Genomic DNA, 26492 nt, shown 5'->3' with positions numbered 1-26492 from the left:
CTTCCTGCGACGCGAATGAGGGGCTACAATCCGGCTCATGTTCAGACGGATTCGGAGTCTTCCGCTCTTGGTGGCGGTGCTGGGGCTGCTTTGCGTCGGCCCGGGTCTTGCCGCCGTGGAAGCCGAGGCCGGGCCTCTGGTTTTCGTCCACCGCCTCGACGGGGTGATCCACCCTGCCTCCTCGGCCGCTTTCTCCCGCGCGCTCGAGAGGGCTCGAGAGCAGCGAGCGGCGCTCTTCGTGCTGGAGGTCGATACCCCGGGAGGCCTGGTTTCGTCGGCGACGGACATGGTCCAGGAAATCCTCGCCAGCCCGGTGCCGGTCTGTGTCTACGTGACGCCCAGCGGCGCCCACGCCGCCTCGGCCGGTTTCTTTCTGCTCCAGGCGGCCGACGTCGCCGCCATGGCCCCGGTGACCACCACCGGGGCGGCCCACCCGATCACCGCCGGGGGCGAGAACAAGGAAGGCGACATTCTGCTCAAAAAAGTGGCGGAGGACCTGTCGGCGCTGATCCGCTCCGCCGCCCGGGCCCGGGGACGTCCGGCCGAACTGGCCGAGAAGGCCGTCACCGAAGCGAAGAGCTGGTCCGCCGAGGAAGCCCTCGAGGTGGGCCTGATCGACGTGGTGGCCCAGGACCGGGGCGAGTTGATCGCGGCTCTCGATGGGCGGGAGGTGCGCCGGGCCGACGCCAGCGCCCTGGTCCTGCGGCTCGACGGCCCCCGCCTCGTCGAGCATCGACTGAACTGGAAGGAGGAGTTCAAGAACGTACTGTTGCGGCCGGAAGTGATGGCGTTGATCCTGTCCATCGCGATGCTGGGGATCTACATCGAGCTGACCCATCCGGGGCTGATCCTGCCCGGGGCGGTGGGTGTCCTCGGACTGCTGATCTTCCTCTACGGCAGCCAGATGCTGCCCGTGAACTACTTCGCCGTGGCGCTGATCGCCGTGGCGGGCGTGATGTTTCTGCTGGAAGTGAAAGTCGTTTCCTATGGCCTGCTCAGCGTGGGGGGGACCGCCTGCCTGGCCCTCGGTCTGTGGCTGCTCTTCCCCCGGGGTGTGGTCGGTCTGGAGTTTCCGATGCTCTCCCTGGTGATGATCCTGGCCTTCCTGCTGGTCTGTATCGGAGGTGTGATGTACTTCGTCATCGCCGCTCAACGATCGCCTGTGGATACCGGCCGTGAGGGTATGCTGGGCCTGGTGGGCGAGGCGAGGACGGAACTCGCACCCCAGGGCACCGTGTGGGTGCGGGGTGAGTACTGGACGGCCCGCAGCGGTCGGCCGGTGGCCGTGGGCGGCAAGGTGCGCGTCACCGGCGTCGAGGGACTGACGCTTCGGGTGGAGCCGCTTGCGGACGATACCCCGACCGGCTCCGCCGCCGCGGCGCCGCAGGTGGAAGAATGAGGCTGCCGTCGCGTTGCGCCCGTCCCGCCGACGCGCCCCGCCGCAAGCGCCCCGCGGGGCGAGGAGGATGCTGAAGTGATCGAACTGCTGGGTATCCCTTTTGTCGCGATCGCCATCATGGCGTTCTTCCTGCTGAGCCAGTCGGTCAAGATCCTGCGCCAGTACGAGCGTGGCGTGGTCTTCCGGCTGGGCAAGCTCGTGCCCAGGGACTTTGGCCCCGGATTGACGATCATCATTCCCTTCGTCGACAAGCTCGAGCGGGTTTCTTTGCGGACCGTGGTCCATGACGTGCCGTCCCAGGACGTGATCACGAAGGACAACGTCTCGGTCAAGGTCAACGCGGTGGTTTATTTCCGGGTCTTCGAGCCGCGCAAGGCCATCGTCGAAGTCGAAAATTTCCACTACGCCACCAGCCAGTTGGCCCAGACCACCCTGCGTTCGGTGCTTGGCGGCGTGGAACTCGACTCGTTGCTCTCCGAACGGGATTCGCTGGGTCACAAGATGCAGTCGATCCTCGACCGCCAGACCGATCCCTGGGGGATCAAGATCTCCGCGGTGGAGCTCAAGCACGTGGATCTCCCCGAGGAGATGCGCCGGGCGATGGCCAAGCAGGCGGAGGCCGAGCGGGAGAAACGGGCCAAGATCATCCACGCCGCGGGTGAACAGCAGGCCGCCGAGGCCCTCTTCCAGGCGGCCCAGACCCTGGCCAAGAATCCGATCACGATCCAGCTTCGCTATCTGCAAACCCTGACGGAGATCGCTGCGGAACAGAACTCCACCATCGTGTTCCCGATCCCGATCCAGATTCTCGACCGGATCATGCGCTATCTCGGCGGGCAGAAAGACGCGTGAGCGACGTCTTGGCCATCGTCCGCCTGGCCCTGGCGGCGACCCGGCAACTGGTGGAAGAGAGTTGCCTGGCGGTGCTTTCGGAAGGTTCCGGTGCGCTGCTCGGCGGGCGCTGGACGCTGGCCTACCTGGTCAGCGAAGACGGCAACGACCTGCGGCGGGTGGCCGGTTCGGGGCCCAAGGGTCTGCAGGCGCTGGCCCGTCGCCTGAACCTGCTCGATGAAGGCCTGATTCGGGTGCTGGCCCCATCGGGACCGGCGATCCTGGAAAGTGCTTCCGCTCTGCTCGAGGCCGGCGCCGTCCGTGACGGTGAAGTTCCCGAACTGGGGGCCGCCCTGTTGACGCCCTTGTCTTCCGGGGCGGGTCGGGCGGGGCTCCTGCTTTCCCTGACCGCCCCGGACGAGGTTTTCCCCGCCTCGGCCCTGGAACGGGCCGCGGCTCTGGCCGCCGAGCTGGCGCCGGCGCTGGACAATCTGCGGACGGTCGCCTCCCTGCGCGAACTGGTGATTCGCGACGATACGGCGGACTGCTTCAATCGCCGTTTCCTCGATCAGACGCTGGAAGACGAGACGGAGCGATGCCGGCGCTTCGGCGGCCGTTTCGCGTTGATCTTTCTCGACATGGACAATCTCAAGGAGATCAACACCCGTCACGGTCACGCGGCGGGCTCGCGGGTGCTCTACGAGGCGTCGGTACGGATTTCGCGTTCGATCCGCAGCATCGACCGGCTCTTCCGCTACGGTGGAGACGAATTCGTGGTCCTTCTTCCCGGCACGCTGCTCGATGGTGCGGCGGAGGTCGCCGAGCGGATCCGTCTCGAGCTTTCCAGCACGCCCTTCGAGGTGGCCCCCGGGGCCCTGGTGCAACTGACCGCCTCACTGGGGGTCGCCGCCTGGCCCGATCACGGCGCGCGGGCGCGGGAAGTGGTGGAAGCGGCCGACCGGGTGATGCGCGGGATCAAGGCCAGGGGAAAAGACGCTGTCGCGGTGGCCCGGTGTGATGGCGCCCTCGGGGAGGACGAGGCCCGCTGATGATCAAGCCTCAATCGAGCATCGACGTGGAACTCGACACCCTGCGCCTGCTGGCCCTGGCGGCGCTGGCCCTGGCCGCCCTGGCGGGGGCTTTCTGGCTCGGCCGCTGGACGGCTCCCCGGCCGGCGCGGGTGGAGTCGGCGGGTGTGACGCACGCCGAGACGGGGGCGGCCGGGGCCGAAGCCCTGGCCGGTGAGACTCTCTTCGACGCGGCAGGAGAGGGTGGAGCGGTTCGCGAACCCGGCCGGCAGGTCACCGCCGAGCCCTCCCGGCGGGGCCGCTGGGAAGTGCAGGTCGGGCGCTCCGCCGGTCGCCGGGGGGCCGAGGCCTTGCAGCGGGCTTGTCGGCAGGCGGGCGTGCCCGCGCTCCTGGTACGTCATCCGGACGGTACGTACGGGGTCATCGGCGGCCCCTACCAGAGTCAGCGTGAGGCCCGCCGGGCGGCAGACAGGCTCGGCCGCGTGCTCGGGCGGAAAGTGAGCGTGGCCCGGAGCGCCGAGTGACCGTGGGGCGGCCCCGGCTCCTGCGCTCGGCGCTGCCGCCTCTGGCCGGTGTCGCGATGGCCTGGACTTTCGTCGCCGCCGGGGGCGTCGTGATCTCCCTGGCCGGTTTCGCCGTGTTCTTCGCCTTGCTGCTGAGCGCCGAGCCGCGGCGCGCCGCCTTCGAAGCCCTGGTCGCCGTGTGGGTCTACTACGTGCTGGTCTTGCGCTGGTTCGCAGCGGCGATCCTGGATTTCTCGACGCTCTCGCCCTGGTTGGCGGGCGGAGCGGTGGCCGCCGCGGCAGGGCTGCTCGCCGCGGGGGGGGCGGTGCTGGGCTGGTGCGCGGCTCGCTGGCGCGGGCGACTGGGGAGGGGAGGGGGGGCGCTGGCGCTGGCCGTGGGATGGGTCGGGTTGGAGCTGTTTCGGACCCGCTACCCGGTGCCCTTTCCGTGGGGATCTTTCGCGGCCCTGGTCGCGCCCCGCCCCTGGGCCGCCCGCCTGGCCTCGTGGGTCGGGACGGAAGGTCTTTCTCTGCTGGTCGCTCTGGGCGTGGCCACCGGAGCGCTCGTGCTGCTCGGCCGGTTTCGGGCGGGACTGCCCCTGTTGCTGATGGTGGCGGGAGGGGCGGCGATTCCCTCGGCGGCGGTTCCCGGCGAGGGCTCGCGCGAGGTGCGGGTCGCCGCCGTGCAGGGTTCGGCGTCGTCCCAGGCCTCCGACCTCCAGCGCCTGGAACTCTACGAGGCCCTCACGCGACAGGCTGCGCGGCAAGGAGCGCAGCTGGTGGTCTGGCCGGAATCCGCGGTGCGTTACCGGGTGGACCGGCACGAGGGATACCGCTCTCGCCTCGAAGGCCTGGCCGCCGCCGAGGGGGTCGACCTGGTGGTCGGCTCGGTGGTCGCCGGCGACGCCGGCGAGCGATTGAACGCGGCGGCCCTGGTGCGCGGGGATGTCGGGCTGATGACGGTATCGGCCAAGCGCACGCTGGTTCCCTTCGGCGAGTACCTTCCCCTGCGCTTCGTATTCGGGACGCTGCCGGCGCTGGCCGCGGAAGCGGGAGACTTCACCCCCGGCCGGGAGATCCTCCTCCACCCCACGCGGGTCGGCCGGGCCGGGGTCCTGGTCTGCTACGAGGCGGTCTTTCCTTCCCTCGCCCGGCAACTCGCCCGCGCCGGCGGGCGGATCCTGATCAACATCACCAACGACCGCTGGTTCGGCTGGACCCGCGGCCCCGGCCAGCACCTGCGGCACGCCCGCCTGCGCGCGGCGGAAACCGGCCTGCCGTTGGTGCGCGCGGCCAACTCCGGCATCTCCGCGATCTTTTCGAGGCGGGGCGAGTTGCTGGGTCGGCTGGAGGTCGGTCAGCGCGGTGTCCTGGTGCGCAGCATTCGGGTCGGAGCGAGTCCGGTCGCCGGCGTCGCGGTGGGCCGGATGGTGGCGTGGCTGTGTGCTACACTCTCCATCCTTTTGCTCTTGCTGGCGGTGGTGCCGCCGCGAAAGACCCGGAGGCGACCCGTCGTTGGGGCCGTCGTTCGGGCCGGAGACGGCGATGCGTGACGAGCTTGTCGATCGTTGGCAGTCCCTGCAAAATCGGATCGAACCCCTCAGGGGGTTTCTTTGACACCTCGCGCCTGGAAGCCGAGGCGGCGGAGGTCGATGGTGCCCTGTCGGCGGGAGACCTCTACTCCAACCCGGCGAAGGCCGCCGAACTCAATCGTCGCCGCTCCGTGCTCAGCGGGCGGATCGCCCGGGGCGAGAAGTTCCGCAGCCTGCTGGACGACACCGAAACCCTGATCGAACTGGGTCGCGAGGGTGAGAGTGTCGACGAGGAACTCGAGCAGACCCTCGACGCCCTCGACGATCTGCTGACCGATATCGAGGTCTCGACCATGCTTTCCGGTCGGGACGATCATCGAAACGCCTTCCTCTCGATCCATCCCGGCGCCGGCGGCGTCGATGCCCAGGACTGGGCCGAAATGCTGCTGCGCATGTACCTGCGCTGGGGCGAACGCAACGGCTACAAGGTGGATTTGATCGAACGCCTCGAAGGTGACGAAGCCGGGATCAAGGCCGCCACGCTGCTCGTCTCGGGCGAGGCGGCCTATGGCTGGCTGAAAGCCGAGCGGGGAGTCCACCGCCTGGTGCGGATCTCTCCCTTCGATGCCCAGCGGCGGCGCCACACGGCCTTCGCTTCGGTGGACGTGGCGCCCGAGGTGGACGACGACATCGAGATCGTGATCGAGGACAAGGATCTGCGGATCGACACCTACCGCTCCTCGGGCGCCGGTGGGCAGCATGTCAACGTCACGGATTCGGCGGTGCGCATCACCCACCTGCCCTCGGGCCTCGTCGTCGCCTGCCAGGACGAGCGCAGCCAGCACCGCAACAAGGACAAGGCGATGAAGGTGCTCAGGGCGCGGCTCTATGAACTGCAGGTCCGCGAGCGGGAAGAAAAGCAGCGGGAAGAAGCCGGGGCGAAGATGGAAATCGGTTTCGGCTCCCAGATCCGCTCCTATGTTCTCGCGCCCTACCGCATGGTCAAGGACATGCGGACCAAGATGGAGATCGGGGACGTGGATCGTGTCCTCGACGGTGATCTGACCCCCCTGATGAAGGCGTGGCTGCTCCGGGATGCCCACGCCTGAGTCTTCGGACGCTTCTAAGTGGCTTTTTTTTAGGGCATTACGGCGATCGCGCCAGCGCCTCGAGGTGGGGCGCATGTCGGCTCTCCGCATCCCGGCTTGAAGGGGGTCCGGCGGGTCCCTATAAATCCTTGTGGGACGCAACCTCCGGATTGCAGGAGCACCGTCCCGGTTTTCGCGTGCGCAACGCCGCGGGAGGAGAGAGCGGATGCCAGCTGCCGCCCCGGGCCCGGGGGAGTGTCCGCGGTCCCAGGAGACTTTGCGGATCGTGGTGCGCGAGCACGTGCGGACGGGGCAGCCCGTCAGCTCTTCCCAGGTGGCTCGCCTGCATCCCGAGAAGCTTTCCCCCGCCAGCATCCGCAACTTGATGGCCGGCCTTTCAGAAGCCGGCCTGCTCTCCCAGCCCTATACCTCCGCCGGCCGGGTGCCCACCGACCTCGGCTATCGTCGTGTCGTCGACGAAGTGCTCAAACGGCGTCGACGCAAGGTGGCCGTGCAGGACGCCCGGAAGATCCAGGCGGTCATGGAGTCCTCGCAGGAGATCGAGGAGGTGCTCGCGCGGGCCGGACGGCTGCTGGCCGATCTCTCCCAGCAGGTGGGGATGGTCCTGGCTCCCGACCTGGAGCAGGCGATTCTCGAGTACATCGAATTCGTTCGGGTCGCGCCCCGGCGCATCGTCGCGATTTTCGTCAGCCGTTCGGGCATCGTCAGTCACCGAGTCGTGGAGGTGGACGAGGATCTGCCTCAGGAAGAACTGGACAGGCTTTCAGTCGGCCTCCGGGAACAGTTCGCGGGTCTGAGCTTTCCGGAGATGCGGCAGCGCATGATGGAGGCCCTGCGTGAGGATGAGCGCTGGGCCCGGCGCCTGGGCCGTTCGGTCACCGGTTCGGTGATCGCCCTGCTCGAGGAACCCTTCCCCGAAGAAAGCGGCGGAATCATAGTGGAAGGTGCCTCGCGCCTGCTCGACGCGCCTGAGTTCACCGACGTCGAAAGACTGCGTGACGTCCTCCGGGCCCTCGAGGAGCGCACCACCCTGCTGCGCCTGATCGAGCGTTGCCTGAAAGCCCCCGGTGTTCAAGTGATCATCGGCCGAGAGTCCATGGAGCCCGAACTCTCCGAGGTCTCTTTCGTTGGTCGGCGTTACTGTGCCGGCGGTTCGATGCGGGGTCTGGTGGGAGTCATCGGCCCGCGGCGTATGGAATATGCCCGCGCCGTGGCTCTTGTCGATCACTTTGCCCGGACCCTGAGTCGCGCCCTGGGCGGTTCCGAGGGAGGAGACGAGAGTTGAGTCGGGACAAGGAACCGGATATCGAGATCCTGGAGATCGTCGGCCTCGACGAAACCGAACCACCCGCCGAGCGCGTCCCCTCCCGCGGGGTGCTGCTGGACGAGGGCCGGCGTGACGGCATGCGTCAGGTACTCAGGGAATTGCTCAATCCCCTCGATGATCTCGAGCGCTGCGTGCGGCAGAAGCCGGATGCCGCGACCCTCGAAGAAGGGGTGAGGCTCGCCTTGCGTCACCTGTGGGACGTCTTTCGCCGCCACGAACTCGAGCGCATCGATGGAGAGGGCATGGAATTCGACCCCGCGATCCACGAGGCTGCGGTGGTGACCGCCAGCGATCGCGTGGCGCCCGGAGTCGTCCTCGAAACCTTGCGAGTGGGGTACATCCTGGCCGGGGAGCTGGTGCGTCCGGCACTGGTGAGGGTCTCCGGTCCACCCACCGGCCGGCGGAACGGATCTTGAGGAAGGAACGGAAATCATGACGCGTATCGTCGGCATCGACCTGGGTACCACCAACTCCGTTGTCGCGGTCATGGAGGATGATCAGCCGGTGGTGATCCCGGCGCGAGAAGGATCACACACCATGCCTTCCATGGTGGCCTTCACCCGGCGGGAGGAGCGCCTGGTCGGAGCCCTGGCCAAACGTCAGGCGGCGACCAACCCGGAAGGGACGTTCTATGCCATCAAGCGACTGATCGGGCGTAAACGCAACGATCCCAACGTGGACGCCGCTTCCCGCCACTCGCCCTACAAGATCGTAGCGGCGCCCAACGGCGACGCCCAGGTGCAGATCGGTGAACGGGTCCTTTCCCCGCAGGAGATCTCCGGTGCCATTCTCGGCGCCCTCAAGGAAATCGCCGAGGAGTATCTCGAGGAGAAAGTGACCGACGCGGTGATCACCGTGCCCGCCTACTTCGATGACGCCCAGCGCCAGGCCACCCGCGACGCGGGTCGCATCGCGGGACTGAACGTGCTGCGGATCCTCAACGAACCTACCGCGGCGAGCCTCGCCTATGGGGTGCTGGGTGATGACGACAGTGAAAGAGTGGTCGCGGTCTACGATCTCGGCGGCGGCACTTTCGACGTATCCATTCTCCGGCTCAGCGAGGGCGTGTTCGAGGTCCTGGCCACGGCGGGAGACACCTTCCTCGGCGGCGAGGATTTCGATCGTCGGATCATCGAGTGGCTGGCCGCCGAGTTCCAGGCCGAAAGCGGAGTCGATGTGCGGGAGGACCGGCTGGCCCTCCAGCGCTTGAAGGAAGCGGCGGAGAAGGCCAAGTGCGAGCTGTCGCGCGAAGTGGCGACGGACATACAGCTCCCCTTCCTGGCCACCTCCGAAAAGGGGCCCCTGCACCTGAACCGCACGCTGAGCCGGGAAAAGCTCGAGGAACTGGTCGGGGACCTGGTGGAGCGGACCCGGGGGCCGTGCGAGGAGGCGCTCGAGATGGCGGGCCTCGAGCCGAGCGCCGTTTCCGATGTGCTGCTGGTCGGCGGCCAGACCCGGATGCCGCTGGTGCATGCCCACGTCCAGGAGATCTTCGGCCGGGAGCCGAATCGGGAAGTCAACCCGGACGAGGTGGTGGCCAAGGGAGCCGCCATCCAGGCCGGCATCCTCTGCGGCGACGTCAAAGAGATCGTCCTGCTGGACGTGACACCCCTGTCCCTCGGTGTCGAGATCCGCGGCGGCGGATTCGTCAAAATGATCGAGCGCGGCGCCACCGTCCCGTGTCGCCGCACCCGGGTCTTCACGACCACCGCGGACAACCAGAGCAAGGTCGAAGTCCACGTGCTCCAGGGTGAGCGGGAACTGGCCAGTGCCAACAAGAGCCTGGCGCGCTTCGAACTGGTGGGCATTCCGCCGGCCCCCCGGGGAACTCCGCAGATCGAGGTGGCCTTCGATATCGACTCCAACGGCATCGCCTCGGTTTCCGCGACGGACCTGTCGACGGGTCTCGAGCAACAGGTGGTGGTGACGCCGGCCTCCGGTCTGTCTCCGGAGGAGATCGAGCGGGCCATCGAGGAGGCCGAGGCCTATGCCGAAGAAGATCGGCAGCGTATCGCGGCGGCCCGGGCCCGGCAAAAGCTGACCGGGCTGGTGGAGACCTGCCAGAAGAGCTACAAGGAGTTCGGCGGCAGCCTGCCCGCGGCCGAACAGGAGAAAGTGCGGCAGGCCATCGACGAGGCCAAGGCGACCCTGGCCACCGAGGATGCGGGGGAGATTCGCAAGGCCCTCGAACGCCTGACCGAGGTCTCCCGGGCGCTGGCCGACGCGGCGCTCTTCGAGCCCGGCTAACCCGGCAGGTGGATGTTTCCGCCGCCGCCGGTTAGCCTTTGAGGCCAATCGGGCTCCAACAGTGGGCGGACGGATACCTTGAGCCAGGACTACTACCAGATTCTGGGCGTCGAACGGGACGCCAGCCAGGACGAGATCAAAAAGGCCTACCGCAAGCTGGCCTTGAAGTACCATCCTGACCGGAATCCAGATCGGGCCGACGCGGAAGAGCGCTTCAAGCAGGCAGCCGAGGCCTACTCGGTGCTCGGCGACCCGGAGAAACGGGCGCGGTACGACCGCTTTGGCTCCGCGGCCTTCGGCAGCGGCGGCCCGTCGGTGGATCCCTCCATCTTCCGCGATTTCGAAGACCTCTTCGGCGGCGGCGGTTTCGGCGGCATCGAGGATCTCTTCGCCTCGATGTTTGGAGGCGGGTTCGCCGGGGGCGGTCGTTCCTCCCGCCGGGGGCCGAGACGAGGGGCCGACCTGCGCTACCAACTCGAGATCGACTTCGAGGAGGCGATCGGCGGCACCGAGGTCAAGCTGCGCATCCCGCGCCACGAAAACTGCCCCGCCTGCCGGGGCAGCGGCGCGGAAGACGGCGGCGTGGCGAACTGCGAGTCCTGCGGCGGGCGGGGACAGGTGGCCTATCGCCATGGCTTCGTCCAGATCGCGCGGACCTGCCCGACCTGCCAGGGGGCCGGGCAGGTGATTCGAAACCCGTGTCGGGAGTGTCGGGGGCAGGGCCGGGTGCGTGCGGAACGCACGGTGAAGGTGCGGGTCCCTCCCGGCGTGGACGACGGTGTACGGCTTCGTGTCGCCGGCGAGGGAGACGGCGGCAGCAGCGGCGCCGGTGCCGGCGATCTCTACGTGGACATCTCGGTGCGTCCCCATCCCCGTTTCGTACGTCGGGGGGCGGATATCCACTCGGCGCTGGTGGTCGGTTTTCCCGACCTGGTCCTGGGAGGCGAGTTCGTCGTGGAGACGGTTCACGGCGAACGCAGCGTGGAGCTTCCCCCGGGTACCGTGCCGGGCGCGACCGTGCGCCTGAGAGGAGAAGGGGCGCCGCTCCTCGATCGCAAGGGACGCGGTGATCACATCGTGCATCTCGAGGCCCTGCCTCCCCGCCGCCTGGGCGCCGAAGAACGCAAGCTCTGGGAACAGCTCCGTTCGATTCAGACCGATGGCGGGGGAGCCGAGGGGCACCTCAAGCGGGAAAGCGACGGGGGACGTTCCTTCTTCGACCGGCTCAAGGAATTCATCGGTGGATAGAACCCGGCTTCCCGGGACGTGGTACCGGGTCGACGTGCGCCTGGGCGCGCCGGGCGAGGATCAGGCGGTCGCTCTGGCGGGGATTCACGGCTCGCTGGGGGTTGAGGTGCGTCCGGCGGGGCCCGGCCGGATCGAGGTGGAAGCCTGGTTCGCCACCCTCCCCGCCGCCGAGGCCTGCCTGGCCCGGTGGCAGGGGCTGGAGGGAGCGGAGACCGGCGCCGAGCCCCAGGCCCGGCAGGACGAGGGCTGGCTCGAACAGAGTCTCGAGCCTCGCGAGCCCCTGGTGGTGGGACCGTTCCTGCTGGTGGACGGCTGCGAGCCGGTGGCCGGGCCCGACGGCTCCCTGCTCCAGCTGCGGATTCCCCGGGGGCGGGCCTTCGGGACCGGCGAGCACGAGACGACCCGGCTTTGCCTGGAATGCATCGGTGCGCTGGATCTCGACGGCTGCCGGGTGCTCGATCTGGGTACCGGTTCGGCGGTGCTGGCGATCGCCGCGGCCCTCCGCGGCGCCGAGGTGCTGGCCCTGGACAACGATCCCTCCGTGCTGGAAGTGGCCGAAGAGAACGTGGCTCTCAACGGTGTCGCGGAGCGCGTGCGCGTGGTGGCCGGTTCATGGGGCCGGGCCGATGGCGAAGGCCCCTTCGACCTGGTGGTGGCCAACATTCACCGCAGCGCCTGTGAGCGGGCGGCGCGGGGCCTGGGCGGACGACTGGCGCCGGGGGCCAGCGTGGTCCTTTCCGGGTTCATGGCGAGCGAGTGCCGGCGTGTGGCGCAGGCCTGGCGTGCGGTCGGCCTGGAGGGGCCGGAATGCCGGACGGCCGGCGAGTGGGGGGCCCTGCGCATGTGGAGAAAAACATGAGAGGACGCCGTCGAGCCTGGGAACTGGGAATCCTCGCCCTGTTGCTGGTGGGGGTCGGAGCCGTGGCTTGCGGCCCGAAGGCCATCACGCCGGCGGATCTGGCCACGGCGCGGGAGGACCTGCGCCGGGGACGGGCGACCGAGGTGATCACTCGCCTCGCTCCCCGGGAGGGCAAGGGAACCGAGGCCTACGACCTGCTGGCCCAGGCCTATGCCCAGGTCGAGGCCGATCCCCGCGAGGTGGTGCGGGTCTTCAGCGCGGCGGCGACCGGCACCGACCCGGCGCTGGTGTTGCTGGCGGCTCGCGCGGTGGCCGGGGCCGACCGCCTGGGAACGGCTCTCGAATGGCTCGAAGCGGGCTGCCGGGCCCATCCCCGCTTCACGGAACTCTTCGTCGAACGGGCCAAGCTGCTGGCGCGCATGGGCCGCTACGAGGAATCGGTGGCCCTGCTCCGGCCGCTGGCGGGGGACGATCCCAGGGTGCTCAACCTGCTGGGTTTCGGAGAGATGCTCGCAGGCCGGCTCGAGCCGGCGCGGGCCTATCTCGAGCGCAGCATCGAAGAGGCCGAGCGGCTGGGGCGGCCCTACGCGGTGGCCCACTACCACTTGGGCCGCTACTTTCTCGGCCGTGGTGAGTTGGAGGCGGCCGAGGCCCAGTTCCAGCAGGCGGTGGAGATCAACCCGCGGCACCTGGAGGCCCAGTATCTGCTGGTGGCGACCCGGGAGAGGCTGGGGCGTGACGCTCACAAGCCCCGGCAGGCTTTCGCCGCGCTCTACGGCGACAGGCTGGCGGCTCAGGGAGCCCTCGATCCGCCGCCGGCGGGCGAGGTGGCCGTTGAGCGCGGCGGTGACATCGAGTGGCGCCCGCTGGACTCGCGACCGCGATTCGAGGAGTCCTTCGCGCCCGGCTCGGTGGTGGAGGTGGCCGCCTGGGTTCCCGCCGGCGAGCGGGCCCGGTTTCGGATCGAGACGGCAGGCGGGGAAAGCCTGCTCGACATGGTGCACCAGGCGACGGGTGAGCGGGGCCGCTGGGTTCCCCACCAGGTCGCCCTGCCGGAGGGTCCCGGTGCCGTCAGGCTCGTCTTCCGCGTCACGGCGGCGGGTTTTCCCGCCGGCCTCTTCGGCGGTCGGGCCCCGGAGGGTTCCGGCTTTTCGCGACCCCGGGCCCTGGGGGACGCCCGTCGGCGTTCGGCCGATCCGCGGCCGAATATCCTGCTGATCTCCCTCGACACGCTGCGTGCGGACCGGATGGAACTCTACGGCGCCGAACGAGAGACCACTCCGCGGTTGAGCGCCCTTGCCGGGCAGGCGGTGGTCTTCCAGCGGGCGGAGGCCGCGAACAACTGGACCCTGCCGAGTCACATGACGATCTTTTCGGGCCTGTCGCCCCGCGCCCACGGCGTGTTGCCCGACATGGGGCAGGTGCGGGGCTATCTGCATCCGGACCGGCAGCTTCCGGTCAGCGCTCCCGAGGGCCTGCGCACCTTTCCCCAGCTTCTGGCGGAGGCCGGCTACCGTACCGCCGCCGTGACCGAAAACGGCTGGATCTCGGGGCGTTTCGGATTCGACCGGGGCTTCGACCTCTACCGCTCCGACCTGCGGGGTAATCTCGAGCGCACGGCCGCGGCGGCCCTGGCTGAACTGGAAGCGACCGGGGAACGGGGGCCCTGGTTCCTGTTCGTGCACACCTATACGCCGCACCAGCCCTATCACGCCCCCGACGAGTTTCGCCTGAAATGGGCCGACCCCTCCCACGTGGGCTTCGCCTGGCCCCGGGCCCGGGTGCCGATCGCCGACTACTACCGCTTCCGGGCGCCCTTCTTTCCTCCGGCCCCCAGCGACGTGCTGGCCTACCGCGATCTCTATGACGGCCAGGTGCGATGGGCCGACTCACTGGTGGGCCGCCTGGTCGATCACCTCGAGAGCCGGGGCCTGCTCCAGCAGACGGTGATCGTGGTCACTTCCGATCACGGCGAGGAGATCTTCGAGAGGGGGCAGTTCGATCACGGGGATACCCTCTACGAGGAAGTGACGCACGTACCGTTGCTGATCTGGGGCCCCCGGCAGCTGCCCTCCGGCCGTCGGGTCGATCACCCCGTCTCCCTGGTCGATCTGGCGGCCACGATTCTCGATCTGGCGGGGGTGGACGCGCCCCTGGGCACTTCCCGCTCCCTGCGTCCGCTGTGGGAGGAGAACGGCGGCCAGGCGCGTCCGCGGCCCTTGTTCGCCGAGGCCATCGATCTTGCGGGTCGGCCACTGGCCGCCGTCTGGCTTGGCGACCTAAAGCTGATCCGCCGGGGAGAGGGTTCCGCCGCCCGGGTGGAACTCTACGATCTCGGTCGCGATCCGGGAGAACGACACGACCTGGCCTCCCGGCACCCTGGGAAGGTCGACCGGCTTCTGGCCCTGCTCGACGAGCACCTGCAGCGTTCGGCCGAAGTGCGCAAGCTCCTGGGTTCGGGCAGCGGGGCGCTGGACGAGGAGACGATTCGCAGGCTGGAGTCCCTCGGTTACGGCCATTGAGTCCGGCTGGAGGATGACGGGCTCCCGACGCCGCTTCGTTTCCCGGTGGTGCGGTCGAGGGCTTCGCCGTATACCCAAGGCGGAGGTGCACGGTGATTGCGCGTCATCTTTGCCGGGGTCTGTTGCTGCTGTTGTCCACCCTGTCCTGCCTGGCGGCCGCGCCGGGAGAGGTCTCGAGCAGCCTGCGCTTCGACAGCGATGGGCAGACCCTGCGCTGGGCGGCCGAGGGCGGCTCGACGGCCTACAACGTCTATCGGGGCACCAGCCCGCTGGCCGACGACCTGGCCTGCTTCGATTTCCGCACCCCGGAGACGTCCAGCGTCGATCCCGCGGTGCCCGTCACTCTCTGGACGTACCTGGTGGCCGGCTGGAACAGTGAGGGTGAAGGCAGCCTGGGGCAGGCCAGCGATGGTGCCCCACGGACCGCGGCGGTGGCCTGCACCGACGATGACGGCGATGCGGTGCGCGACGACCGCGACAATTGTCCGGGTCTGGCCAACCCCGGCCAGGAAGACCAGGATCTGGACGGCGAGGGGGATCCCTGCGACAGTTCGACCTACGACTTCGAGGGGGACACGCCGGGCCAGCGCCCGGCGGCGATGACCCAGATCGGCGGGGTCAACGACACTTTCCGGGTGGCCGATCACGGCGGTGACCAGGGGGTGAGCTACGACGGTTCGGCGGGGGGCGTGGGCGATCTCTTCGACCGTCTCGACGGGGCGATGACCCGGCGGGATCTCGACGTCTACCTCGATACCCCGACTCCTTCGGACCAGGTGCTGACCCTGACCCTGTGGTCCGACGGCAGTTACGCCGAGAACGCGGGCTCCGGCTGGGAGTTGCGCCTGGAGGCGGACGGCAGCCTGTCCTCGCGGGTGCGCCGACTGGGTCGGGAGTACGAAGACCTGGGACGGCTGACACCAACCCATCCGGAACGCCTCCGCCTGCGCCTGAGAAAGCTCGCGGGGGACGCCTCCCGGCTCCACGTCGACGAATTCGATGGTGCCGTGTGGCAGGAAATCGGCACGTTCAGCATCGACGACGATCATCTCCTCCTGGGCCACGGCCTGCTGCTCGACGACCGGGACGGCGGGCGTCGCCCGGTGTTGCGGCTGACCGCCAACGCGCCGGGTGGCGCCGAGGCGCTGGTGCTGCGCACGACGGCCGGCTCCCTGACCGGTTGGAAGCTGTTCCAGCGGAACAGCGCCGACCAGGCGGACCTGCCTCTGCCGGTGAGCTGGACTTCCGGCCAGGTCGTGCGCCTCGAAGCGCGGGTCGTCGACAGCGCCAGCGGGCTGCCGCTGGCGGGGCACGATTTCGCCGACCACCGCTGGACCTTGCCGGCCGCACCCCAGGGCCGGGACGAGGACCTGACCCTGGCGGGAGTCCCCGCGGGGGGGAACTACGACGTGGAAGTGCGCTTGCTGCAGGAGAGCGACGGTCAAACCCTGGGCGAGGCCCGGGTCGCCCAGGTGGCGGTGGGCGATGTCTTCCTGGCCGTGGGCCAGTCGAACATGGCCGGCTACAGTGGCGCCGGGGCGGCCGAGCCCCCGGTGGACGCCGTGCATCTGTTCGGTAACGACTATCGCTGGAAGCGGGCCTCCGAGCCGATGGACTCCGGCGTCGAGCAGGTGGATCGGGTGAGCGCCGAGAGCCCGGCCCACTCCTTGATGCTGGCCTTCGCCAAGACCGTCTCCGAGGGGATCGGCCTGCCCGTGGCGGTGATTCCCGCGCCCCTGGGCGGAACCAATCTCTATGCCCAGTGGCAGCGACGGGACGACGATCCGGACAATCGGGGCACCCTCTACGGCTCGTCGATCTACCGGGTGCTGAGCCAGAACTACGGCGCGCCGATAAGGGGTGTGATCTGGTACCAGGGTGAATCCGACGTGGGGCGGGGAACGCCGGCCTACCGCGCCGACCTGGAGGCCCTGGTGGCCGACTATCGTGCCGACCTGGCGGCCCCCGACGCCTTCTTCGGCAACTGCCAGCTGGCGACCCACCTGGCCGCCCAGGACCTCGACGCCTGGATCGCGATCCAGGAGGCCCAGCGCCAGCAGGCCGAGGCGGACCCGCTCTCCGACGTAGTGGCCCTGGTGGACCAGCCTCGCAGCGATACGATCCATCTCAACGTGGAAGGCTACAAGGAGGCGGGGCGGCGTCTCGGGCGGGCGGTGCTGGCCGGCTCTTACGGCCAGTCCAGGCCTCTCGGGCCACAGCTCGTTTCGGTGGCTTTCGACCAGGGAGCGCGGGACCGGATCGTGATCACCTACGACAAGGACGTCACCGGGGGGGCTACCGGGCTCTACCGGGTCCAGGCCGACGGACCGGTGACCATCACCAGCATGAGCGTCGCCGGGCCCCGGGTGATCCTGCAACTCCAGCGCTCGGCTTTCGGCAGCACCTTCGTGACCTACGGCTATTCCCGCAATCCCGCCTCCCCCTGGATCCGGGCTGTGGACGGGGCGGGAGCCGCGCTGACCTTCAAGGATCTCCCGGTGCAGTAGCGCCCCGGCCGCGGATCGTGGAAAGGGGGTTGACAGCTTCCATACGCGGTTGTATAAACACTGCAGCGCCGATTTGACTCAGCTTGCGGGCGCTTTATAAATGCAGCTAAAACGGGGCCGAGATCCAATTTTTCGAAACCCGCTTTGGCGCAAGCTGAGCGGGTTTTTTCGTGCCTGACCATCGCCGATTTAATCAACAACTTGCGGGGCGATTCACAAATTCCGCTAAAGCGTTGGCGCCTGCATGCTCCCCGGGATCGCCTTCGTTTTCGTCCATGGGGGCGCGGAGTGTGCCATATGGCAGGCAGCAGTCATCTCATCACCTCGGAGTCCGTCTCCGAGGGGCATCCGGACAAGATCGCCGACCGCATCTCGGATGCCATCCTCGACGCCTTCCTCGCCGAAGATCCGCACGCGCGGGTCGCCGCCGAAACTTTCGTCGCGCACAACCTGGTGGTGGTCGCGGGCGAGTTCGGCTCCGGCAAGCCCGGTCTGTTCGAAGACATCGAAAGGCGCGCGCCGTCCATCGTCCGCGAGACGCTGCGCGGTATCGGTTACCGGGCCGATTTCCCCGGTATCGATCCCGACGGGTGTGAAGTTCGAATCGCCTGGAACCGTCAGTCGTTGGACATCGACCGGGGTGTGAGTCACGGGGACGGCCGCCCCGGCGCCGGTGACCAGGGGCTGGTTTTCGGCTACGCGTGCGACGAGACGCCGGAGTTCCTGCCCCTGCCGCTGGTGCTCGCCCACCGGCTGATGGAACGACAGGCTCGATTGCGTCGATTCGGCCGATGGCACTGGTTGCGACCCGACGCCAAATCCCAGGTCACCGTGCGGTACAGCGATGGCGCGCCTGTCGCCGTCGAGACCGTGGTCTTCTCGACCCAGCATGCGCCTCAAGTCGGGATCGATGCGCTACGGACCGCCGTGGTGGGATCGATCATCGAGCCGCTGCTGCCCGAGTCGCTCGGCCCGGGCGCCCCGCGCTTCCTCGTCAATCCGGCGGGCAGCTTCGTGATCGGCGGACCGTGTGGTGACACGGGCCTGACGGGGCGCAAGATCATCGTCGACACTTACGGCACCGTCTGCCCCCATGGTGGTGGTGCCTTCTCTGGAAAAGATCCGACCAAAGTGGACCGATCGGCGGCCTACATGGCCCGCCATGTGGCCAAGCACATCGTCGCCGCCGGCCTGGCGCGTCGTTGCACGGTCCACTTCGCCTACGCGATCGGTGTCGCCGAGCCGGTATCGATGGACATCGACACCCACGGGACCGGCTCGGTGGCCGCGGGCAAACTCGAAACCGCTGTCAGGCGAGTCTTCGACCTGACGCCGACGGGCATCATCGAGACGCTGGACCTGCGCCGCCCGATCTACGGGAAAACAGCGGCCTACGGTCATTTCGGACGGCCGGAATTTCCCTGGGAACAACTTTCCCATGTCACGGAACTGCGAACCGTCGCCACCGGCAGGCAAGGAGAATGACGATGAAGATCCGCTATGCAGACGAAGTGCATCAGGAGTTTTCCACTGTAGTCGGGACCATCGATGATTGGGGCTACGTCGTCGATCCGCTTGATTCACGGTCGCGGGACTCGAGCCTCTCCCCGTGGGATTATTGGCTGGGCTCGACGCGGGACGGCAAGACCTGGGCGCTGGCCGTCGCGCCCCGCGACCGCGGCCCCGACGCCGACGGCCAGGAGGCGGAGGAATGGCTGCAGATCGTCGCGTACCTGTTCGATCCGCCGCAACGGGAGCGGGAGCCGATTGCGGAAATCCTGGTCCGGGCCTTCGAGGCGGATGCCGGTTCCAGGCCCGATGAAGCGGCCCGCCAGGCGATCATGGACGCGGTGTCGTTTCCCGAATACCGCTCGGCGGGGCAGCTTTTGGCGGAATTGCCGGAAGCATGGCACGAGATTCCCACCGAGTTCGTCCTCCGCATCGGCCTGTCGGCCGGTGCCTGCCTGTACAGGGAGATCTTCCAGGAGTACGCGCGCGATTCGCTGGAAGGGGTCATCGATGTGGTCTGCAGCCCCCGCTGGCCCGGCCTGCTTTTCGGCTACTCGCTCGAGGCCCACGGCGTGATTCCGATGCTTCCGTGGTACGTCGATTGGCCGCTTTCCCGACGCGGCCTGAACGGGCCGGAGTTGCGTGAAAAGGTGCAGGGAACGTTCCCCTGGGAGCTTGAAACGGACTCCAGCCTCCTGACGCTCTACCAGCACCTGCCGAAGGGAGGGCGATGGAATGCGGCTCCGTATGAGGGCGAGCCCGTGGTTCGACTGAAAGTGGCCGGCCGTACGGCGGACGAGGCCGTCGCGAACTGGCATCGGTGTGCGCGGGCGTTGCGCCGGATCCGCCGTCAACGAGCTGTTTTGGAGGACGCCGCAGTGGAGCGGTAGCTCCGCCGCGACCCCGGCACGGCACGTGGCGGCTTGGTGCGGGTGGCAGGGTGGGGTGGGCGCCGGGGGGGCGGGGCCCACCCCGCCGGATTCAAGGGTTTTTCAGGGCGGCCAGCGCGCGGCGGGCGGCCTGGCGGACCCGGCCCACCTTGTCCTTGGCCAACTCGGCGAGGAGGCTCTGGGCCTGGCCGCCGCCGATGCGCCCGAGGGCGTCGGCGCTGGCCTGGCGGACGCTGGGTTCAGGGTCGGAAGCCAGGCGCGTGAGCGTGGGAAGCCCCTTGGCCGAGCCGATGGCGCCGAGGGCCTCGGCCACCGAGGCGCGAACCTGCTTGTTGCGGCGATCGGTGGACAGGGCGGCCTTGTCGAGCACCGGAATCTGCTCCGGTCCGCCGATCTGTCCCAGGCCGACGATGGCCATGGCCCGCACTTCGGGAGCCTCGTCACCGACCATGTCGGCCAGCGTCGGGGCGGCCTTCCCCCCCAGGGCGGCCAGCGAGCCGGCCACCTCGAGCCGGACGCTGGCGTCGAGATCGGCCGCCGCCTTCTTCAGATCGGCGATGGCGTCGTCGCCCAGCAGGTCGGTCAGGGTCGAGACCGCCGTGGCGCGGACGATGGCCAGCTTGTCCGAGTGCAGCGTCTTGCGAACCGCGGGAGCGGCGGAGGGGTCGCCGATGACTCGCAGGGCGCGCAGGGCGAAGCGGCGCAGGCGCTCTTCCGGATCCTGGAGCTGGGTGGCGATCAGCGGCACCGAATCGCGGTCCTTCATTTCCATCAGGGCTTCCATCGCTCCGAGACGCACCGGTACGTCGGGATCGGTGATCAGCTTGCGCAGGGCGGGCAGTGCGCGGGTGTCCTTGACCCGCGCGAGGGCGCGCGCCGCGGCGGCGCGCACCGGATCTTCGGGCCGGGCCGGTTTGCCCGGTTCACCCTTCGGCTTGGGAAGCAGCGCGATCAGGGCGTCGACGGCTTCCTTGGTGGCGATGGTGGCCAGGGCCTCGGCGGCGGCGGGAACGCCCACCATGGGGGACGATTCGAGGGCCGCGCTGTAGAGCAGGTCGACGGCCTTGGGATCGCGCGCCGCCTGCGCACCGAAGACCGCGGCGCGCTGGGCCAGCTCCGAGTCGTCCTTCAGTCCGCGCCGGAAGATCGCCGCCGCTTCAGGGTGGCGGGGATGCCGCTCCTTGAGGGTACGCAGGACTTCGATGCGGGCATTGGCGTCGGGATCATCGAAAGCGGCGCGGCAGAGATCCCGCGGGCGGGATTTATCGAACATCCGGCAGGCGGCCTGGATCGCGGCATCGCGGACGCTGCGCTCCGGGTCGGCGTAGAGCTTCTCGAGCATGGGGGTCCCCGACTCACCGAGCAATTCCTCGACAGCCCAGACCAGCTCGCTGCGCACGGTCTCGGAGGGATCGTCGAGCATCTTCTGGAGGATCGGCGCGGCATCCTTGGCCGGCGGCGCCAGGCGCATCATGTCGCGCAGGGCCAGGACGCGTGTGCTGATGTCGGAGGCGCCGAGTCGCTCGACGATCGGGGCCAGGTCTTTGCCCTTGTCGGCCGCGCCGGCGGGGGCCAGTGCCAGGGCCACGGTGGCCAGTACGAGAAAGGATCGGGAGAGCAGGTGGGCATGCATCGAATTCACCTCCGGCCACAGGGCCTGGGCATTTTCCCGTTCCGCCCGCCGGGCGCCGCGTGGGCGCGGGGTGCCGGGGACCTTCCCGGTGGCAGGGAGCCTGCCTGGGTCCGGGTCGTCGAAGCAGAGAGGGAAAGCATCGAGGTTCAAGGTTAATGACGGAAGGGCTTTCCCGCCAATCCGGTCCCGGGTCGGCAGCGGGCGTTTCAGGCTCCGGGAGGCGGGGCCTGGGAGCCGGAATCCCGCAGAGCGGAAAAGGCAATCCCTCCACCGGACGCCGGAGGGGAGGAATCGACTCGGGCCCGCAACGATTTGAGGTAGGTCGTGGGGGAGACCGAACAAACCCGCAGGAAGGAACGATAAAAATGCCGGTAGTTCTGGTAGCCCACCTGCTCGGCCACCTCGCCGAGGCTTCCCCCGTCGCGCTGCAACAGGCGCCGGGCCTTGTCGATACGCACCTGGTGAATGTACTCGGTGAGGGTGATGCCGCATTCCTTGCGGAAGAGGGAAGAGAGGTAGTTGCGCGCCACGCCGACGGCGGAGGCGACCCGGGAGAGGGAAATCCGCTCGTTGGCGTGTTCCTCGATGTAGCGTCGGGCGCGTACCACGATGGGGTTGATCCGGGAGCGGGCGTCGTGGAACGGTTCGACCATCCGCGCAATCTCGCCGCGCACATAGTTCGCTGCAGAGGCGGCGGTGTCGAAGGCTCCAAGGGTATTGATCCAGATCAGCCGCTGCTCTTCCGCGGGCGGTCGGCCGTCGAGAGAAAGCCGCTCGGCCACCGAGCGCAGCAGGTCATAATGGAAGAGCAGCACGGGGGGCAGGGCGAAGGTGGAGAGCTGCCCGAGGCTGGAGAGCAGCTGCTCGACGCCTTCGTCGAAGGCCTGCAGGTCCATCTTCTCGAGAGCGGTCAATGCCGGATGCGAGGAGATCCAGAGTTGCGGATCGCCAGGGTTGACGGCGTCGGCGCCGAGCCTTTCGGATGAGGTCATGGATGTTTCCAGCCCTTCTCGTTCCGCATCTACGATCGACCCGGCCGTTTCCGGGGAATCGGTTGCCACAATGCGGGGAACAAGCCCCCTGCACATACACCGAAGACCCTGGCCGTGCAAGGCCCGAGGCTTTCTGCGACCGCGCCCGGCCAAGCACGGACAATCGCCCCGGGCCTTTGGGGATCGGCCAACCAGCCGCACCGGCTTTCCGGCGGGCCGTGGCGAACGCTCCCGAAGAGGCCCGTATTGCCCGGGCCGAAGGGGGCGTGCTAGCCTCGCCGAGGTTGGACAGCCTCCCCGGAGGCGCAGCCGGGATGGACGCGTTCGCCGCGGCCCGGGGCGGCACGGCGCTCGTGCAGGGCGGAGACAGGCCATGAACCTCCCCACCATGATCACCGTCCTCCGCATCTTCCTCGTCCCCATCCTGGTGGTCGTTCTGCTGGCCCCCCCCTGGAAATTGGCCGACAGCCCGTTTTTCGGTGTCGAGTCGCCGGCGCCGCGGGAGTTGATCGCGGCGGCGATCTTCCTCCTGGCCATGCTCAGCGACATCATGGACGGCTATCTGGCCCGGCGTCGCAACCAGGTCACGACCCTCGGTACCCTGCTCGATCCCATCGCGGACAAGCTGCTGATGAGCGGCGCCTTCATCTCCTTCGTGCAGGTGGGCTCCGCGCCGGCGTGGATGGTCGTGATCATCATTGGCCGGGAGTTTATCGTCTCGGGACTGCGTTCCGTGATGGCGTCCCAGGGCGTGGTGATGGGGGCCTCGCAGCTGGGCAAGCTGAAAACCATCAGCCAGGCCGTGGCCATCGTGCTGTTGATCTTCTACCCGACCTTCGAGCGCTGGGGCTCACTGGAGGCGGCGGGCGTGGTCGCCCTGTGGATCTCGATGTTCCTGGCGCTGGGTTCGGCCGCAGAGTACCTGCACCGCTTCTTCCGCATGCTGCCCCTGGCCGACGAAGGGGGCGGCAAGAGCGACACGGCGAGGAGAGTTTCCTCGTGAGCACGTTGCCGGCCGACGTCTGGGTCGTGGGCAGCGAGTTGACCGGGGGCACCCAGGTCGATCTCAACGGCCCGCGCCTGCGCTACCTGGCGGAATCGGCCGGCTACACAGTGATGCACCTGGGTTGGGTGGCCGACGAAGAAACGGAAATCGCCCGGGCAATAGGGTCTTCGGTCAGTGCGGAAGTCCCCCTCGTGCTGCTCTGCGGAGGACTCGGCCCGACCACCGACGATCGGACCCGCCAGGCTCTTGCGCAAGCCTTGGGCCTGCCCCTCGAAGTGCGGGATGACGAGCTTCGACGGCTAGAGAAGCGGGCCCGGGAGCGGGGAGGGGAACCGGCCCCCGGGCTGCGGCGACAGGCCCTGTTCCCCGAAGGCAGCGAGGTCCTTCCCAACGCGTTGGGGTCGGCCGCCGGGATCTACATCGAGGCGGGCTCTTCGATGATCTTCGCCCTGCCGGGGGTTCCCCGGGAACTGGAGTCGATGATTTCCCGGGAGGTGCGGCCCCGGTTGCTGCGACGCTCGCCCCGCACGATCCAGCGCGGACTCCTGCTGCGCACGGTGGGCGTCGGAGAGGAAGAACTGGCCCGCCGCCTCGACGGCCTGCTCGACGGCGAGCCGCTGGAAGTGGGTTTTCTGGCCAGTCCCGGCGAAGTGGAGATCTCGCTGCACGAACGCCTGGACGACGAAGGTGCCCCCTCGCGGGCGGAGGCCCTGCTCGGACGCATCGAGGAAGCGATCGGCACTCCGCTCTACCAGGTCGTGCGCACCGGCGGCGGGGAAGACGGCGAGAACTCGCCCCTGCGGCTTCCCAAGGCCGCGGCCCTGCCCCAGGTGGTCGGCGCCGTGCTCGAGGAACGGCACTGGCGGCTGGCAACGGCCGAGTCCTGCACGGGGGGGCTGCTGGCCCGGCGCATCACCGATCTGCCCGGATCGAGCGCCTTCTACGTGGGCGGCGTGGTGGCCTACGACAACACGCTCAAGCGCGCGCAGCTCGGGGTGCCGGCCGCCGTTCTCGCCTCCCGGGGTGCGGTCAGTGGAAGCTGTGCGGAGGCGATGGCGCGCGGGGCGCGGGACCGACTCGGAGCCGAGGTGGCCGTTTCCACCACCGGCATCGCCGGCCCCTCCGGGGGATCGGCGGACAAGCCGGTGGGCCTGGTCTACATCGCCGTGGTTTCCCCCGGGGGGGAAAGGGTCAGCCGGCACCTGTTTTCCGGCGATCGCTGGATCATCCGGGAAAAGGCCGTGGCCGCGGCCCTCGACGAGGTCCGGCGGGTGATGGCGGGCTTGCCACCGGCGGGAACCCCCGACAAGGGTGGCGGCACGACGCCATGATGGCGGCGCGGTCCAGCCATCGCCTTTTCGTGGCCCTGGCCCTGCCCCCGGACGTCCGCCAGGCCGTCCATCGCTGGTGCGCGGCGGCCCGCCTGGGCCGGCGGGGTTGGCGGCTGGTGCGAGACGAGAACCTGCACCTGACTCTGCGTTTTTTGGGGGATGGCAGCACGAAGGTGGCCGAAGAGCTGGGGCCGGACCTCGAGCGCGTCACTCGGGGGCTGCGGGCGCCGCGGCTGGTCCTCGAGTCGTGGGGCAGCTTCGGACCCCGCGGGAAGCCGCGGGTGATCTGGGTCGGTGTCGGTGGCCAGGTCGAGAGTCTGCGGGCCCTGGGGGAACGGGTGGAACAGTGTGTGCGGCGCTGGGGCTTTCCCCCCGAGACGCGGCCGCTGAAACCGCACCTGACGGTGGCCCGACCGCGGCGGGGCGAGCGTCTCCACCTGCCGGCGGCCTCCTGTCCGACGCCCGAGCCCGCGCGTTTCACGGGTAAGGAAGTGGCGCTCTACGAGTCGGCGCTCGGGCCGGGCGGACCGGTCTACACCGCACGCCACCGTTTTGACCTGGAGGCGGCCGATGATTCGTGAAGCTCTGGGCGTGGGGCTGGCCTACCTGGCGGGATCGATCCCTTTCGGCCTGCTGCTCTCGCTGCTGCTGCGGGGCGAGGATCTGCGCCGGAAAGGATCGGGAAACATCGGCGCGACCAACGCGCTGCGTACCGGTGGGGTAGGGCTGGGCGTGGCCACCTTGCTCCTCGACGGGGCGAAGGGAGTGGCCGGCTACCTGGCGGGGGGATGGCTGCTGCGCTCGGTCGGGACGGTCGGCGGCGGCTGGGAGACGGCCCTTCTGCTCGCCCCGGTGGTCGGGCACTGCTACCCTCTCTGGTTGCGCTTTCGCGGGGGCAAGGGCGTGGCGACGGCCCTCGGCGTGCTGGCGGTGGCCGAACCCCGGCTGTTGCCGGTCAGCGCGGTCTGCTTTCTGGCGCTGGCCCTGCCCAGTGGCTACGTTTCCCTGGGCTCCCTCGGTGCCGCGGCGGCCGCCGCGGCCGCGGCCTTCTGGTTGCTGGGCCCGGCAGGGACCAGCTGGGGCGTTCTGGCGCTGGCGGCGGTGATCTTCTTGCGGCACCGCGAGAACATCAGCCGCCTGCTGGCCGGTACCGAGGCCCGGGTGGGCCGGCGGGCCGCGAAGAAAGGAAAATCAGGGCCGTGATCGATACCCACTGCCATATTCTTCCCGCTCTCGACGACGGCGCCGCCGACGAGGAGGCCGCTCTGGCCATGGCCCGCTGCGCGGTGGAAGGCGGCGTGAAGACCATCATCGCGACTCCCCACATGCGGGAGGGCGACTACCTCAACGAGCGGCCCCGGGTTCTCGAGGCGGTCGACGCCTTCCGGGCCGTGCTGGCCCGAGAAGGTATCGAGCTGCGGGTCGAGCCCGGCTCGGAGGTGCATCTCGGCCCGCGGCTGCCGGAACGCATCGCCGAAGGGCGTCTTCTGACCTACGGGGATCGGCGGCGGCACCTGTTGCTGGAATGCCCCTACCGCACGCGGCCGGTACGCCTGGAAGAGACGATTTTCGAACTGAAGGTGGCCGGTGTCACGCCGGTCCTGGCGCACCCTGAGCGGATTCGCTACTTCCAGGAAGATCTCTCGCGCTACGAAGAGATGGTGCGCCTGGGCAGCCTGGGGCAGATGACGTCCTCGAGCCTGCTCGGGGTGTTCGGCAAGCCGATCCAGGCGCTTTCCGAAAAGCTGGTCCGTCGGGGCCTGGTGCATGTCCTGGGGTCGGACGCCCACGACACCGAGTACCGCCCGCCCCGCCTGCGTTCGGCGGTCCGGCGCTGGGCGGAGCTGGCCGGCGAGGAGGCGGCCCGTCGTGCCGTCGAGGACTATCCGCGGGCCTTGCTGGCCGGGGAGGCGATCGATCCGCCGCCCCCCGCGCCGGAACCGGAGAAGCGCGGCCTGATGGCCCGTCTCTTCGGCCGCCGGTCGGGCCTGGTGTAACCCTCGCCGCGCCCCGGCGGGG

General features: G+C 69.0%; 22 protein-coding genes and 1 riboswitch. Of the genes, 20 read left to right on the top strand and 2 right to left on the bottom strand.

All coding sequences use genetic code 11. The features are described 5' to 3' along the window. Positions 1-70 precede the first annotated feature (70 nt). The 15 genes from Q9Q40_06470 (at position 71) to Q9Q40_06400 (ending at position 19511) form a co-directional block, all read left to right on the top strand. Positions 71-1399 carry a nodulation protein NfeD gene (locus tag Q9Q40_06470; GenBank protein MDQ7006859.1) on the top strand — a complete coding sequence of 443 codons (1329 nt, stop codon included), beginning with the start codon at positions 71-73 and terminating at the stop codon, positions 1397-1399. A 117-nt stretch (positions 1400-1516) separates the two neighbouring features. Next, positions 1517-2251, top strand: a complete 735-nt coding sequence (locus Q9Q40_06465) for a slipin family protein (protein MDQ7006858.1) — start codon at positions 1517-1519, stop codon at positions 2249-2251. Beyond that, positions 2248-3279: a diguanylate cyclase gene (locus Q9Q40_06460; protein ID MDQ7006857.1), complete on the top strand. Its 1032-nt coding sequence runs from the start codon at positions 2248-2250 to the stop codon at positions 3277-3279. The genes Q9Q40_06465 and Q9Q40_06460 overlap by 4 nt, the downstream gene beginning before the upstream one ends. Further along, positions 3279-3782 (top strand): SPOR domain-containing protein, encoded by a 504-nt coding sequence (locus tag Q9Q40_06455; protein MDQ7006856.1) that lies wholly within the window; start codon positions 3279-3281, stop codon positions 3780-3782. Before Q9Q40_06460 ends, Q9Q40_06455 begins: the two co-directional genes overlap by 1 nt. Beyond that, complete coding sequence (lnt, locus tag Q9Q40_06450) at positions 3779-5314, top strand: apolipoprotein N-acyltransferase (protein MDQ7006855.1); 1536 nt, start codon at positions 3779-3781, stop codon at positions 5312-5314. The genes Q9Q40_06455 and lnt overlap by 4 nt, the downstream gene beginning before the upstream one ends. Next, a protein-coding gene (gene prfB, locus Q9Q40_06445; GenBank protein ID MDQ7006854.1) for a peptide chain release factor 2 occupies positions 5307-6402 on the top strand; the annotation gives its coding sequence in 2 pieces (ribosomal slippage) (positions 5307-5363 and positions 5365-6402; 1095 coding nt in all). The genes lnt and prfB overlap by 8 nt, the downstream gene beginning before the upstream one ends. A 205-nt stretch (positions 6403-6607) precedes the next feature. Further along, positions 6608-7687, top strand: coding sequence for a heat-inducible transcriptional repressor HrcA (gene hrcA / locus Q9Q40_06440; GenBank protein ID MDQ7006853.1), 1080 nt, complete (start codon positions 6608-6610; stop codon positions 7685-7687). Beyond that, positions 7684-8145 (top strand): nucleotide exchange factor GrpE, encoded by a 462-nt coding sequence (gene grpE, locus Q9Q40_06435; GenBank protein ID MDQ7006852.1) that lies wholly within the window; start codon positions 7684-7686, stop codon positions 8143-8145. Before hrcA ends, grpE begins: the two co-directional genes overlap by 4 nt. A 16-nt stretch (positions 8146-8161) precedes the next feature. Further along, a complete protein-coding gene (dnaK, locus tag Q9Q40_06430; protein ID MDQ7006851.1) occupies positions 8162-9976 on the top strand; it encodes a molecular chaperone DnaK in 1815 nt (604 codons plus the stop codon). A 78-nt stretch (positions 9977-10054) separates the two neighbouring features. Further along, entirely contained in the window at positions 10055-11224 is a 1170-nt protein-coding gene (dnaJ, locus tag Q9Q40_06425) for a molecular chaperone DnaJ (protein MDQ7006850.1), read from the top strand. Further along, a complete protein-coding gene (locus Q9Q40_06420; protein MDQ7006849.1) occupies positions 11217-12083 on the top strand; it encodes a 50S ribosomal protein L11 methyltransferase in 867 nt (288 codons plus the stop codon). The genes dnaJ and Q9Q40_06420 overlap by 8 nt, the downstream gene beginning before the upstream one ends. After that, positions 12080-14605: a sulfatase-like hydrolase/transferase gene (locus Q9Q40_06415; protein ID MDQ7006848.1), complete on the top strand. Its 2526-nt coding sequence runs from the start codon at positions 12080-12082 to the stop codon at positions 14603-14605. The genes Q9Q40_06420 and Q9Q40_06415 overlap by 4 nt, the downstream gene beginning before the upstream one ends. A 92-nt stretch (positions 14606-14697) precedes the next feature. Beyond that, entirely contained in the window at positions 14698-17112 is a 2415-nt protein-coding gene (locus tag Q9Q40_06410; GenBank protein MDQ7006847.1) for a sialate O-acetylesterase, read from the top strand. 55 nt (positions 17113-17167) lie between these two features. Next, positions 17168-17245, top strand: a riboswitch (SAM riboswitch). 164 nt (positions 17246-17409) lie between these two features. Beyond that, positions 17410-18597 carry a methionine adenosyltransferase gene (gene metK / locus Q9Q40_06405; protein ID MDQ7006846.1) on the top strand — a complete coding sequence of 396 codons (1188 nt, stop codon included), beginning with the start codon at positions 17410-17412 and terminating at the stop codon, positions 18595-18597. Between the two features lie 2 nt (positions 18598-18599). Further along, positions 18600-19511, top strand: a complete 912-nt coding sequence (locus Q9Q40_06400) for a hypothetical protein (protein MDQ7006845.1) — start codon at positions 18600-18602, stop codon at positions 19509-19511. Between the two features lie 91 nt (positions 19512-19602). On the opposite strand, the gene Q9Q40_06395 is transcribed toward Q9Q40_06400, so the two are convergent. Together Q9Q40_06395 and Q9Q40_06390 are read right to left on the bottom strand one after the other, a co-directional pair. Further along, the gene (locus Q9Q40_06395) at positions 19603-21144 is read right to left on the bottom strand and encodes a HEAT repeat domain-containing protein (protein MDQ7006844.1); all 1542 of its coding nucleotides are present in this window, start codon (positions 21142-21144) and stop codon (positions 19603-19605) included. A 206-nt stretch (positions 21145-21350) separates the two neighbouring features. Beyond that, the gene (locus Q9Q40_06390) at positions 21351-22136 is read right to left on the bottom strand and encodes an AraC family transcriptional regulator (protein MDQ7006843.1); all 786 of its coding nucleotides are present in this window, start codon (positions 22134-22136) and stop codon (positions 21351-21353) included. A 373-nt stretch (positions 22137-22509) separates the two neighbouring features. Between Q9Q40_06390 and pgsA the strand changes: the two genes are divergently transcribed. The 5 genes from pgsA to Q9Q40_06365 are packed head-to-tail and all read left to right on the top strand — an operon-like array spanning position 22510 to position 26470. Continuing rightward, positions 22510-23139: a CDP-diacylglycerol--glycerol-3-phosphate 3-phosphatidyltransferase gene (gene pgsA / locus Q9Q40_06385; GenBank protein MDQ7006842.1), complete on the top strand. Its 630-nt coding sequence runs from the start codon at positions 22510-22512 to the stop codon at positions 23137-23139. Continuing rightward, positions 23136-24473, top strand: coding sequence for a nicotinamide-nucleotide amidohydrolase family protein (locus Q9Q40_06380; protein MDQ7006841.1), 1338 nt, complete (start codon positions 23136-23138; stop codon positions 24471-24473). Before pgsA ends, Q9Q40_06380 begins: the two co-directional genes overlap by 4 nt. Beyond that, complete coding sequence (gene thpR, locus Q9Q40_06375) at positions 24470-25054, top strand: RNA 2',3'-cyclic phosphodiesterase (protein MDQ7006840.1); 585 nt, start codon at positions 24470-24472, stop codon at positions 25052-25054. The genes Q9Q40_06380 and thpR overlap by 4 nt, the downstream gene beginning before the upstream one ends. Then, positions 25044-25676, top strand: a complete 633-nt coding sequence (gene plsY, locus Q9Q40_06370; protein MDQ7006839.1) for a glycerol-3-phosphate 1-O-acyltransferase PlsY — start codon at positions 25044-25046, stop codon at positions 25674-25676. Before thpR ends, plsY begins: the two co-directional genes overlap by 11 nt. After that, positions 25673-26470, top strand: coding sequence for a CpsB/CapC family capsule biosynthesis tyrosine phosphatase (locus Q9Q40_06365; protein MDQ7006838.1), 798 nt, complete (start codon positions 25673-25675; stop codon positions 26468-26470). Before plsY ends, Q9Q40_06365 begins: the two co-directional genes overlap by 4 nt. The last annotated feature ends 22 nt before the right edge of the window (positions 26471-26492 follow it).

The sequence above is a fragment of the Acidobacteriota bacterium genome, from assembly GCA_030949985.1.
GTDB lineage: Bacteria > Acidobacteriota > Polarisedimenticolia > J045 > J045 > JALTMS01.
Note: the sequence above shows the minus strand (reverse complement) of the source record. Positions and strands in the feature narration are given on the sequence as shown.